Genomic DNA, 13309 nt, shown 5'->3' on the forward strand with positions numbered 1-13309 from the left:
ATATCTCTAATTAATAATGATATTAGTATTTGTTCTATTTAAAACACTCACCAATGTTTAAGTTTCTCTCTACTTCACTTACAATATAATCTGCTAATTTCTTAATTGTGTACTTACTCTTCTCTTTTTTATTTAATGAGAAATATTTCTTTATAATCTTTTCTAAGTCATCTCTTTTTGTTTTAATTAATTTATTTAAGTATTCATCCCTACCCAAAGCATTATATATTTCAAATGGATTTTCTATAATATCTAATTTCTTTTTTTCTTTTGTAGATTTAATTTTATTTGTTGTTTTTTTTGATATTATAATATTTATTTCATATTCTTCAGATTCATCTATTGATGCAAATAAATTTTGTAGTATATTTTTTACTTGATTTTCTTTTTTATCACTACTTAAACCTTGAGTTTCTTGAAATTTATTATATGCTTTTGTCACTGTTCCTTTGTTATATTCATTTTCTAGATTATTTCTCGATACTCCATTTTGAATTTTTTGTATTATCTCATCTATCTTGGTTATTTTCCCCATCTACTTACACCTTCCAATAATCTCGTTTACTAAATTATTTAATACACTAAATTCTTGTCCATACTTTTGTCTTATGGTTGACTTATCTTTTTCAATATCTGATATATTTGAAAATTGTGATTTTATACCTATTCTTGTTTGAAATAACTTAGGAATTTCTCCATTATAGCTCTTAACTTCTAATGTTGATGCAATTGTATTGTATGGTTTATTATCTCTATATCTATTTACAATAATACCTAGAGGCTTAATATCATATTTCTCATCAAATCTTTTAATTTCTCTTGCTTTCATATCTATTTTTTTAATTACTTGTGTTAGACCATAAGTTGATAATGTATCAGGAATAACTGGAACTATATAATAGTTACTAAGATATATTCCACTCATTGTTACTGCACCTAAATTTGGTGGACAATCAACCAATATATAATCATATCTATTTTCTAAAGATGCTATCTGTTTTTTTAATATTTTAACTACTCTGTTTTTTACGTTTAATCCTGATACTTCATCATGAATATCAATTAAATCAATACTTGAAGGTAGTAAATCTAAATTTTCTATCCCATTATTAATATTACTTACATTTTTCATAATGGATTTTTCTATATTAAAAGCTTCTGTACCCTCAACCTCATCTAGAAAAAGTTGATGTAATGTTCTATTATTTCTATTAGCCTCCTTCCAACTTTCTTGACTAACTAACATAACAGTTGCATTTGTTTGTGGATCTAAATCTATGACTAGTACCTTTTTGTTGTATTCTTTTGCAAGTATTTCAGCAGTAGCAACTAATAATGTAGTTTTTCCTACTCCACCTTTTAAATTTATAAAACTTATAACTTTACTCATTTTCTCTCCAATAAAATTATTAACTCTATATTTTTATTATATAACTTAAATAATATGTCATATATTGAACTAGATTAATAAAATTTATTAAAAGTAAAAAATAATATAATATTTTAATTTTCTAGCTATTTTTATTAACTATTTTAGATGCAATATAAATTTCCCATAATAAAATAGCACAGTATAACTATCTCTTGCTATACTGTGCTATTTAAAATAATTATAAAAATATTTTTATTATACTAAATATTATTGCTGAAATTACAGCTGATATTGGAAGTGTAATAAACCAAGTAATTACCATTCTTTTACCTGTATCCCACTTTACTGATTTAACACTTTGAGCAGAACCACCCCCCATTATTGACGATGAAATAACATGAGTTGTGCTAACAGGTAGTCCAATATGTGATGCTCCAAATATAATTAACGCTGAAGATAAGTCAGCAGCCACACCACTAACAGGTCTTATTTTCATAATTTGTGTTCCTACAGTTTTTATTATTCTCCATCCTCCAATTGAAGTCCCAAGAGCCATAGCTGCCGCACAGCAAGCTTGAACCCAAAACGGAATACTTCCTGATTCAGCTAGTCCACAACTTACTAAAGCCATTGATATTATCCCCATTGATTTCTGTGCATCATTAGTTCCATGAGCAAAAGATTGAATTGCTGCTGTAACAACTTGAATCCTTCTAAAACCTCTATTTGCCTTTGAAAGATTTAAATTTTTAAATAAAACTTTAAAAAGACTAAATACTATGTATCCTACAACAAGAGCCAGTATAGGTGATATAATTAATGATTTAATTATATTTAAGAAGCCTTTTAAATTTATGCATCCAAATCCTGCTGCTACTATTGCTGCTCCTGCTATTGATCCAATAAGTGCATGAGATGAACTGCTAGGTATTCCAAAGTACCAAGTAATAAGATTCCACGCTATTGCTGAAATAAGTGCAGCAATTATAACTAATGTTAAATCAGGTATATTGGCAACATCTACTATATCATTAGCAATTGTTTTTGCAACACCAGTGAAAAGTATTGCTCCAAGAAAATTCATACACGAAGCAGTTATTATTGCACGTTTTGGACTTAATGCTTTAGTTGAAACTGCAGTTGCGATTGCATTTGCAGTATCATGAAATCCGTTAATAAAGTCAAAAAACAATGCAAGAATAACAGTTAAACTAACTAATAAATACGATGTCATTTTATATCTCCTTATGCATTTTTCATTATTACTGTTTCAAGAACTTTTGCAACCTTTTGACACTCATCAGCAATATTTTCAAGAATTTCGTAAATCTCTTTATATTGAATAAGGGTAAAAAGATTTTTTTCTCTTTCAAAAAGTTCCTTTAATGCATTTCTTTCAATCACATCACATTTTTTCTCATATTCCTTAATTTTAATTGTATGTTGTCTTATTTGTGTAAGCTTTTTTTCTGAAAGTAATTCTACAGCATTATGTATTTCTATTACACACTTATTTAATAAATCACTAAATTCTAACATATAATTGTCTATTTTATATATTTTATATATGTAAAAACGAGATGCACATTCTTCAAGTCCGTTAAGAATATTCTCTATATGAGATGCAATTTCTAAAATATCCTCTCTCTCAATTGGAGTAATAAAAAGGTTAATTAATTCTTTAGTTAATTCATCAACTAAATCATCCCCTTTATTCTCAAACTCTTTCATTTTTAATCTAAATACATCAAGATCTTTCTCTTCGTTAATTTTATACTCATAAAAATATTTTCCACTATCTTTTAAATTATTAGAAATATTTAAAAGCATTGAAAATAATTTATGCATTTTCTTATTAATCATTCCTATATCTCCTTCCGAATAGGTATTCATTTTGTCCACTAAATATTTTATCACAATTTGTCGTAATATTTAGTATTCTTTTATGTTAAATCTATGTTAAATTTACAAATATTTCATATTTTCTATGTAAAATATTTTAGTATTTTTGATATTTTAAAATGCAAAAATAGCCTTAACTATTAATGTTAATAGTTAAGACTAAAAAATTAATTTCTAAAAGAACTTCTTCACTTACACCTTTGAATGAGTTAGTTTTATCATTTAAAATAAGTTTTCTTATATTACTTATAGTACTATTCTCCGTAACACTTCTAAATGAGGTTTTTTCCCTTTTATTCTTCTGTATATATTCTACATATTAGATTAGTTCTAAATCATAATCTTTTTATACATCATTTAAAAATTAAGATTAAATTTCTTGGTCTTGATATTGAAGTTAAAAGCAAAGAAAAAGATGCTCCATCCGACGAAGAGTAGCATCCTTTTTGTTAACATATTTGTTTAAATCCAATAGCCCTAAAACAAAATAAATGTTCTAAGGATTGCTTAGTGTTACCAACACTAAGCTTTTCTAATTTAGATTATATCAAATTTTTATAAAAAGAAACATATATATTTATTTCTTTTATTAGTATTGTGTTCCATTTATATTGATTGAATTTATAATCCTAAAATCTCTTTTGGCATTTACTTGTGGTATTGTTCCCCATATTAGATGTAAGCGATGTTTTTCCATCTAATATCTTATATCTATTCTTACATAGCATCTAATCTAGAATATAGAAATATGTGAGTTGTTATTTAACTTTTTAAACTCATTTCATATTTAATCTTTTCAGGGTATGATTCATAACTGGTCCGATGATTATAATAGCTATTATTGGTCCTACAAGTAATTGCCTATTTAAAAATAACCCTATAGTACAAAAAATCATATCTCCTACACTTCTCAATAATCCAATAGAAATCTTTGTTTTCTTATTTAATAAAAAAATACACGAATCGTAACTATTTTTCCCCAAATTTGCACCGGTATAAATACCTACACCTATTCCTAAAATTACAAGACCTAATAAAAGAATAACCATATTATATTCATTTTTAGGTAATATATTAAGACATAATTCATTAGAAATACCCACTATTATTGGTTGTATAATCGTTCCTATACCTAATTGTGAACGATCAAATATTAAAGGAGGCATAAGCATTAACATCGCAATTAATAAATTGGATTTCAATATACTTATATGAAACGTATTTGATGTTCCTACCCAAACCCATGCTAATGGATCAGCACCCAATGAAGTAGATAAGGCTAGCGCTATTCCAATTCCCATAATAGATGAACCCAAAATAACTATTAAGAATTTCTTTATTATAAGAATTCTATTCATATAAATCCAACCCTTCTAAAGATAAGTTCTCACCATTTGTAGCAATAACTCTTTTATACCAATAAAATGATTTTTTAGGAATTCTCTTCAATGTACCATTTCCTTCATTATCTCTATCTACATAAATAAAACCATATCTTTTTTTCATTTCCCCTGTGCCGTTTGAAATCAAATCAATACATCCCCATGATGTATATCCCATTACATCTACTCCATCTTCATCAATGGCATCCTTCATAGCCTGAATATGCTCTTTAAGATACTCAATACGATAATCATCAATAATCTTACCGTTATTTTCTATTTTATCTGCTGCCCCTAATCCATTTTCTACAATAAACAGAGGTTTTTTATAACGATCATATAGCTCATTCATTGTTATTCTTAAGCCTAATGGATCAATTTGCCATCCCCAGTCACTTGCTTTTAAATAAGGATTTATAACAGATGCAAAAATATTGCTTTCCGTTTGTTTCGCTTTTTCTGGATTTTCACTACTTACTCTAGATGAGTAATATGAAAAGCTAATAAAATCAACAGTATTATTTAATAGTATTTCTTTATCTCCATTTTCAAAAGGAATAACAGCCCCTTGCTTCTCTACCCATTTTAGTGCATAGTTAGGATAATATCCCCATGATTGAACATCTATAAACATATAACTTTCTCTATTATCGCAAATTGATTTCCAGTAATCTTCTGGCTTACATGTTTCCGGATAATATGAACCTGCTGCCATCATACATCCGATTTTATTATTAGGATCAATTTCATGAGCTATTTTTGTTACTAACGCACTAGCAATAAGTTCATGATGTACTGCCGTAATCATAACTTGCTTTTTATTTTCTCCTTTTTCAAAATATAATCCAGCAGCAACGAAAGGAAAATGTAATATCATATTGATTTCATTAAATGTTAACCAATACTTTACTAATCCCTTATATTTACTAAATAAAGCTTTTGCAAATTTAACGTAGAAATCTATCATTTTTCTATTTTTCCATCCACCGTATTTTTTAATTAAATACATAGGACAATCAAAATGATTAATTGTGACTAATGGCTCAATATCATATTTTTTACATTCTTTAAACATATCTTCATAAAAAGCTAAACCTTCTTCATTAGGTTTTTCTTCATCTCCATTAGGAAAAATCCTTGTCCATGCAATTGACATTCTATATGTTTTAAAACCCATTTGTGCAAATAAAGCTATATCTTCTTTATATTTATGATACATATCTATTGATTTCTGTGCTGGATAAAAATAATTTTCATCGAAATCAAACATTCTAATTTCTCCTGTACCAACTCTATAACGATCTTTCCCAAGTGGCATTAAATCAACATTAGCTAGCCCTCTGCCACCTTCATTGTAACCACCTTCACATTGATTAGCAGCAGTTGCACCACCCCATAAAAAGTTCTTTGGAAATCCCATCTTATAATCCTCCTTGTTTTTTTAATAATTATAAAATACTTATATATGATAAGTAAAAAAAGTTTCCATTACGGAAACTTTCTTGTTTGCTCCAATCTTAATTCAGAAATAATAATATCAATAATATGACGTAAGGCATATTCATTATAAATCTGATTATTTGAAGGAATAATCAATTTATTCTTAGAAAAATCAATATTCTGCTGACAAGTAATCAACCACATATTAATATTAGCCACTTTCTATTCTTCTAATAATTCTTTTATTATAATAAAACGTCTGGCCATTAACACTTAATATAATAAGTAAATCATTTCCTTTAAATGTGTATTCTTTTAAAAAATCAACATCGCATATAAACACTTCTTTATAGAACGTGCTAAATTCACTTTGGATTAAATTGCATAAAGCTCGAGAATCTCCCTGTGCGTAAATATATATTCTTTTACTTCTACTAATATCCTTAATAATATTATTAAGAATAGAATAATCAATATTTTCAGATACGAATTTAATTATTTTACCTATACTACTTGTAAAATAGAAGCTGTTTTCAATTAAACTAAGTTCTTTAGAAAACAAAACCTTTTTTCTTGTAAGAGAATCACAATACTCTAAGCATGCTGTTTTAAATTCTCCGTAAGAGTTAAAACCTAAAGATTTAACATACTTTGACACTTGACCTTTCGATACAAAACATTGTGCTCCAACATCCTCTATGGTCATTTTATATATTTTATCAATATTTTTTTTTACATACATACTAATAATATATGCTGTACTTTGATGATCATTAGAATTTAATTTATCATTTAATTTATCAATTATCAAAAATAATACCTCCATAATATAAATAATAAATATACTTAACTACACAACTAAGTTAATATTTATATTATACTAAAAATTTGATTATCATTTATTTAAGCTCTTTTTATTATAACAAAATCAAGAAAATCAATCTCTAAACTTATTATTTCATATTACTAACGTTATATCATTTACCCATATAAAAATAGCCTTAGACAAGTTATATCAATGCCTAAGACTAAAAACTCATTTATTTATGATACGGTTCACTGTGCATAATTCTAAATTTATAAGTTATTATTTTACTAATACTAAAATTTTATAATTTAGATTATTATACCTTCAAAATGATCTATCTCATGCTGAATAATTTGTGCAATAAATCCAGTAAATATTTCTTTATGTCTCTTAAAATCTTTATCGTAGTATTCTACTTCTATTTTTTCATACCTAATTGTTTTTCTAAATCCATTTAAAGATAAACAACTTTCTTCTGTTTCGTAACTATTCTCTTTTTTTAATATAATTGGATTTATCATAGGTACTATTATTTCACCTACACTAAATACTAATATACGCTTCTTAACTCCTATCATATTAGCAGCCATCCCAACACAATCTCTTAAATTAGCTCTTAATGTGTCTACTAAATCATCAACAATATTAATATCTTCCTTAGTAGCAATTTCTGACTTTTGACCTAAAAATAATATATCCTTTACAATTGGTTTTATCATAATCTATCAACCTTTCTAATAAATAAATCGCAATAAGAATTTTCTCTTTACATATTATGATTATACTCTATCATAATTAAACTCAAAACTATTTCAATAAAATTATACTCTATTTATAATACATATATAAAAGGCTATCTCAACAAATAATAATTTGCTAAGATAGCCTTTTTATATGTATGAAAGTATAAAAAGTTATGACTTATTACTAACTATTTATACTTTCCTTCCTTCAGTTTGAAAGTGTTAAAATATCATAGCAAGGTGACTTGGAGCTGGCGACGGAACCTGGATATGATATTTTAACGCTTTTTTATTTAAATGTATTTGTTTTTTTAGCTATATAAGGTAATATTAATCCTAATGCAATTAATATAAATGGAGTTACGATGTTTAATATTAATTGGAATACATCTTTTGAGTACATTCCACCTATACAAGCAAATGCTGTAAATGCAAAACACCAGCCTCCAAAAATTATTCCTAGAGTCTTATTCTTAACAAAATAATATTCTCTTTGGAACTTGTCCCCTACTTTCTTTAATGCTATATAAGCAACAAATACCCATAAGTATCTTAATGGCATACAAACTGCATTTAGCTTTACAAGCCATTTAACTAATTCATCAACGTTTCCTATTCCAAAGGCAGGAACTATTATTAATATAGAAACTATAACAAATATTAATTTATGTCCATTTACATATGCACCATTTTTATTTGTTACAAATAATTTTTCTGGAATGTATTTTCTATCTCCACTGTTAAGTAACATACGTAATGGAGCATCTATCGAAATTATAAGTACAGCAAATTGTCCAATCATATTAGTGATTGCAAAAGCTATAACAAATAAATTTCCTACATTATAGTATTCCCCAAGCTTTTGGAATGCATAATAAGCACCATTTGTCATTAAGTCTTTTGGAATATTATTTGAATCAAACATCATTCCTAATGAAATTGTTCCAAGTATTGCTGTAACTGAAATCATAACTGCTAAAGCAATCATTCCCTTTGAGAAACCCTTTGCTGGATCCTTCATTTGATTTACATATGGAGATATTTTTTCACAACCACCAACTGCAAATACTAATATTGATACACTAGTGAAAAATGCAGCATCAAATTTAGGAATAAATGTACTTAAAGACCAGTCTATTTGGTTTAATGGAGCATCTGTAATTGCTGGAGCTGCTATCATTAATAATATGAATAGCATGGACATTACAAACGAAGATGTTCCTGCTAAAGAAGCTAACTTCTTTAATGGATTTAATCCCTTTGATGCAATATATATAGCTATTACAAAGATAACAAAACAGCTTAATTGTAGTAATAATGTACTCATATTGCTGATTCTACTATCTTGGAATATAGCCCAACTTGTTGCAATCATAAAACTATTAGGCTTTTGTGAAATATATGGCATATGAACAATCCAGTATGTCCATCCTGCATAGTAGGCTAATTTAGGTCCTATAGTTTCTCCAACCCAAGAACTAACACCGCCCCCATGACTTTTAAATGCTGATCCTAATTCTCCAACCATTAATGCATATGGTATAAAGTAAATTGCAAAAATAATTAACCAAGCAACTATTGCTTGTAAGCCATTGTATTCAGAAAATCCGTTGATTACATTACCGAATCCCCAAACCCCTGAAAAGGCCATTAATGCAAGACTATACCACATGATTTTTTTGCTTTTGTTTTCTGGCATTTTTAAAACCTCACTTTATTTAAAATAATAAAGACCGCATTATAATCTCTTATATTACAGCCTTCACCATTTTAACATCTTTTTTATATAATTTTCAAATAATAATGCAAATTTTTATATAAATTTTAAATTTAATATAATTTTTCTTTATATTTTTTTATTTAACTTCATATACTTCATAATAAATATCATCTATTTTTATACCATCATCTATCTTTTTAGAATTAACATATTCAACATAAAATTTATTATCTTCACTACTCCATCCTTGTAAAGCTAACCAATTATCTTCACTTATCTCTGGCAAAATTGAATTGGTTAATTCTTTAATATTTGATATTTTCAAACTACTATCTATCCTTGCTAAGCTTATATTAAAACTGTTATTTGAATTTGTATTTGTGATCACTATAAAATTTTTATCTTTGCTAATTTTAAAATAAGAATAATCGTACTTTAATTCTATTTGCTTTTCTAACTTCTTTGACTCTATATTATAATTCCATATTCCATAATTATCTTCTACATATCCTGAAAACAATATATTGCCATTACTATATAATACATCCCCTGTAACTTTAACCTTTATTGTACTTTCTTCATCAAAAAATGTTGTTAATTTATTATTTTGGATAAACCCTATTGTACTTGCTGTTTCATTTGATGTATCTGTTAAAGAAACATAAATTTTATCATCTTCTATAGTTAAAATATCTAACCTCTTATTTTCAATATTTCCCAGGTTTTTCTTATTAATTTCATAATACTTATCATTTAATGTATCAACTATTCCTAATTTATTACTACTATTATCTAAATAATAAATATCTAAGTTTTTATCATAACTTCCTTCAAATCTAGTTATATCGCCATTAGTCTTATCTAGTAATTCTTTATATGCAGTTATTTCTTTAAAGTTATAATTATTATCTAGCATATAAACCTTATTATCTTTTAAAACTTTAAAGTTTTCTATATCCCCCATATATTCTACAAGTAACTGACCTGTTATTTCTTTCTTTTCCCACTGAACTATATTTCTATCATTTTCTATTTTATCTGTGATAGTACCTATATCTATACTATTAATATATAACTTTGGAAATTGTGATTGATAAATTGTGCCTTCTCCATCTCCATAATCAGAATTATAATTTATCTCCACTAACTTTCCATCTTTTCTTATTCTTGCTCCATTTTTATTTCCGCTAAGATTTTCAGTTTTTAATATCTTTGTAACATTAAAATTACTATTTGCATTAGCTGTTATCCTTGTATCCCCATCAATAACTATGCTTTCTATAATCTTATCTTCCTTTGATATATTGTTTGAACATCCTACTGAAGTGCATGAAGTAATAATTAGTAATCCTATAAATATTTTTTTAATCTTCATATATTATCTATCCCCTTTCATCTCATCTTTATTTTAATAAACTCTTATTTTCAAAATAATAATAAGTTATTGCTAAGATGTTAATCTTTTGGGATGTTTACTATAAATTTTGTCTCATCATTATTTAATAACACTTCTATCTTACCTCTATGCCCTAAAACTATGTTTTTACATATATAAAGTCCAAGTCCATTAGAATCCTTAGAGGAAAATCCTTTTTCTTCTATTTTTATAAATGGATCAAATATCTTATCTTTGAATTCCACAGGAATTCTTCTTCCTTTAGTTAATATTGAAAACTCAAAAGTCTCATTATATTCTTTTGATTCTAAAGTTATATTAGTATTTTCATAAGAATATTTAATTCCATTATCTATTAAATTACTAAATAAAATAGTTAAGTACTGTTTATTTCCTTTTATGGTTTCTTTCCCTATGTTACTTATTACTTTTAATTTTCTTTTAATTATTTTGGGATACTTTATAATTAATAACTCTTCTATAATATTTTTAATGTTAACTTCTTCAAAAGAATATTCTTTTAAATCACTACTTTGTTTTGATATATTAAGTAATGATACTACCATTTCATGCATTCTATTACTTTCTGAAATTATTCTATCTAAAGCACTTCTTTTAAATTCTTCATCATTAAAATCATCACTTCTTAAAATCTGTGCATAACCAGAAATATTAGTTAAAGGTGTTTTTAATTCATGAGTAATATTTCTAAATATATTTTTTTCTTGCTCATCTTTAATTTTTAATCTCTCACTCATATTGTTAAAGCTATCTATAAGTACTCCAATTTCATCATTAGATTTATTTTCTATTTTTTCTGGATAAGTACCTATTGATATTTCTGAAAGCTTATCTTTTAAAAATATAATTGGTTTTATAATTTGGGATAATATAAAATAAATTGAAATAAAGATAGCTAAAAATAATAATAAAACTATACTATTAACTAACTTTTTTATACTTGTATTTCTTATATACTCTTCACTATAATCCTTAATTAAAACCAATGTACCTATTTGCTCACTATAATTTCTATAAATAGGAATACTTAATTTACCTAACATACTTCCATTTTTACTTTCTATATCAAGGATAGTTTTATTATTCTTTACCTCATCAAAAGATGCTGGTAAATCTTTTATAATATTCAAATCTATAATATTTTCATTGCTTGTACCTGTTGAAATAACTTCTCCATTAAGGTCATAGAATACTCCTTGAGTATTTATTCTTTCAGCTAAAAATCTTATCATTTTATTATCAAAGCTTTTTATATTTATACTACTTTTTTCTATACTATTTAACGTCATATAGTCTTCTAAGTTTTTAGAGGAAACATGGTAAATATTCTCCATATCATTTTTAATAAGCTTTTTAAATTCCTTTTTAAAAAAATTATCCATAAGTAAATTGAAAAATATTGTAGATGCTAAAAATATTAATAATAATACTAATCCATATTTCTTTCTAATTGTTACCATCCTTTACCTTTAATATATAGCCAACTCCAAAAACAGTTTCTATATTTAATTCCCTTCCAAGCTTTTGCCTTAATCTAGTTATATGAACATCTACTGTTCTTGTATCTCCCAAATAATCATATCCCCAAACTAAATCTAATAATTGATTTCTAGAATAAACTTTATTCTTATTTTTAGATAAAAATAGTAGTAATTCAAATTCTCTTGGCTTTAGCTGAATTTCTTTATTTGAAATAGTCACCATTCTACACTCTTCATTAATTTTTATATTATCTATCATGATATCCTTTTCTTCTTTATTAGGAATTACTTTTTTAATTTCTTCTCTAAGCCTAAGTGCTACCCTTATTCTAGTTATTACTTCTCTTATATCAAAAGGCTTTGTAATATAATCATCTGCTCCAAGTTCTAAGCCTAATATTTTATCCATAATATCTACTCTAGCAGTAAGCATAATTATAGGAATTTTATACTTTGAAACTTTTCTACAAACACTAAAACCATCGGTATCATTTAACATTATGTCTAGTAATATTAAATCCGGATTAAAGTTTTTTATTTCATCCTCTGCTTCTAATCCATTTGGATTTACTTTTACCTTATAGCCTTCTTTCATTAAAGAAAATCTTAATATCTCACTTATATCTCTATCATCCTCTATAATTAATATATTTTCTCTCATTATATTCTCCTACATCTTTATTAATTTACATTATAAAATACAAATATTAATATGCTTTAACAAGTCATTTCCAAGTTGTTAACAAAACTATTAAATATTAACTTATTATATTATACAATTTATTCCTTTTTATATAAATAAAAAAAGAAATAAACATTGTATTCCTTGCTCCGTCGCATGCGCTCCAAGTCACCGTCATACAATGTTTATCTCTTTACAAACTGAAGGAAGGAGATTATAAAAACTCTAATTCTTACACTACGAACTTTATTGCTCTCATAAAATTATCCTCAACTTATCCATAGATATAATTGTAGAGTAAAGCGGAGGATTTGATTTTCTCTCCTCCTCTGCCTTCTCATCAATCCGTACGTGAAGTTCTC

Annotated in this window: 12 protein-coding genes; all 12 read right to left on the reverse strand. The window is 26.1% G+C overall.

What is annotated here, in order from left to right:
* Nucleotides 1–34 precede the first annotated feature (34 nt).
* The gene (locus tag H9660_RS04840) at nt 35–535 is read right to left on the reverse strand and encodes a hypothetical protein (protein WP_191749089.1); all 501 of its coding nucleotides are present in this window, start codon (nt 533–535) and stop codon (nt 35–37) included.
* The gene (locus tag H9660_RS04845) at nt 536–1390 is read right to left on the reverse strand and encodes a ParA family protein (RefSeq protein WP_191749090.1); all 855 of its coding nucleotides are present in this window, start codon (nt 1388–1390) and stop codon (nt 536–538) included.
* Nucleotides 1391–1610: 220 nt separating this feature from the next.
* A complete protein-coding gene (locus H9660_RS04850; protein WP_191749091.1) occupies nt 1611–2606 on the reverse strand; it encodes an inorganic phosphate transporter in 996 nt (331 codons plus the stop codon).
* An 11-nt stretch (nt 2607–2617) separates the two neighbouring features.
* On the reverse strand, nt 2618–3235 hold the full coding sequence (locus H9660_RS04855) for a DUF47 domain-containing protein (RefSeq protein WP_191749092.1): 618 nt from the start codon (nt 3233–3235) through the stop codon (nt 2618–2620).
* 815 nt (nt 3236–4050) lie between these two features.
* Nucleotides 4051–4632 (reverse strand): DUF6198 family protein, encoded by a 582-nt coding sequence (locus tag H9660_RS04860; RefSeq protein ID WP_204572256.1) that lies wholly within the window; start codon nt 4630–4632, stop codon nt 4051–4053.
* The gene (locus tag H9660_RS04865) at nt 4625–6076 is read right to left on the reverse strand and encodes a 6-phospho-beta-glucosidase (protein ID WP_191749094.1); all 1452 of its coding nucleotides are present in this window, start codon (nt 6074–6076) and stop codon (nt 4625–4627) included. Before H9660_RS04865 ends, H9660_RS04860 begins: the two co-directional genes overlap by 8 nt.
* Nucleotides 6077–6307: 231 nt before the next feature.
* Nucleotides 6308–6907, reverse strand: coding sequence for a MurR/RpiR family transcriptional regulator (locus H9660_RS04870; protein ID WP_207729413.1), 600 nt, complete (start codon nt 6905–6907; stop codon nt 6308–6310).
* A gap of 305 nt (nt 6908–7212) precedes the next feature.
* Nucleotides 7213–7623 (reverse strand): peptide deformylase, encoded by a 411-nt coding sequence (locus H9660_RS04875; protein ID WP_191749096.1) that lies wholly within the window; start codon nt 7621–7623, stop codon nt 7213–7215.
* Between the two features lie 313 nt (nt 7624–7936).
* Nucleotides 7937–9346 (reverse strand): amino acid permease, encoded by a 1410-nt coding sequence (locus H9660_RS04880; protein WP_191749098.1) that lies wholly within the window; start codon nt 9344–9346, stop codon nt 7937–7939.
* Between the two features lie 157 nt (nt 9347–9503).
* Nucleotides 9504–10742, reverse strand: a complete 1239-nt coding sequence (locus tag H9660_RS04885; protein ID WP_191749100.1) for a hypothetical protein — start codon at nt 10740–10742, stop codon at nt 9504–9506.
* Nucleotides 10743–10822: 80 nt separating this feature from the next.
* Nucleotides 10823–12244: a HAMP domain-containing sensor histidine kinase gene (locus H9660_RS04890; protein ID WP_191749102.1), complete on the reverse strand. Its 1422-nt coding sequence runs from the start codon at nt 12242–12244 to the stop codon at nt 10823–10825.
* A complete protein-coding gene (locus H9660_RS04895; RefSeq protein ID WP_191749104.1) occupies nt 12231–12926 on the reverse strand; it encodes a response regulator transcription factor in 696 nt (231 codons plus the stop codon). Before H9660_RS04895 ends, H9660_RS04890 begins: the two co-directional genes overlap by 14 nt.
* Nucleotides 12927–13309: the final 383 nt, after the last annotated feature.

Origin of the sequence: Clostridium gallinarum, assembly GCF_014836325.1 — a bacterium.
Lineage (GTDB): Bacteria > Bacillota > Clostridia > Clostridiales > Clostridiaceae > Clostridium > Clostridium gallinarum.

Coding starts and splice junctions, on each gene's coding strand:
- H9660_RS04840 (WP_191749089.1), bottom strand. CDS start 535: ATGGGGAAAATAACCAAGATAGATGAGATAATACAAAAAATTCAAAAT.
- H9660_RS04845 (WP_191749090.1), bottom strand. CDS start 1,390: ATGAGTAAAGTTATAAGTTTTATAAATTTAAAAGGTGGAGTAGGAAAA.
- H9660_RS04850 (WP_191749091.1), bottom strand. CDS start 2,606: ATGACATCGTATTTATTAGTTAGTTTAACTGTTATTCTTGCATTGTTT.
- H9660_RS04855 (WP_191749092.1), bottom strand. CDS start 3,235: ATGATTAATAAGAAAATGCATAAATTATTTTCAATGCTTTTAAATATT.
- H9660_RS04860 (WP_204572256.1), bottom strand. CDS start 4,632: ATGAATAGAATTCTTATAATAAAGAAATTCTTAATAGTTATTTTGGGT.
- H9660_RS04865 (WP_191749094.1), bottom strand. CDS start 6,076: ATGGGATTTCCAAAGAACTTTTTATGGGGTGGTGCAACTGCTGCTAAT.
- H9660_RS04875 (WP_191749096.1), bottom strand. CDS start 7,623: ATGATAAAACCAATTGTAAAGGATATATTATTTTTAGGTCAAAAGTCA.
- H9660_RS04880 (WP_191749098.1), bottom strand. CDS start 9,346: ATGCCAGAAAACAAAAGCAAAAAAATCATGTGGTATAGTCTTGCATTA.
- H9660_RS04885 (WP_191749100.1), bottom strand. CDS start 10,742: ATGAAGATTAAAAAAATATTTATAGGATTACTAATTATTACTTCATGC.
- H9660_RS04890 (WP_191749102.1), bottom strand. CDS start 12,244: ATGGTAACAATTAGAAAGAAATATGGATTAGTATTATTATTAATATTT.
- H9660_RS04895 (WP_191749104.1), bottom strand. CDS start 12,926: ATGAGAGAAAATATATTAATTATAGAGGATGATAGAGATATAAGTGAG.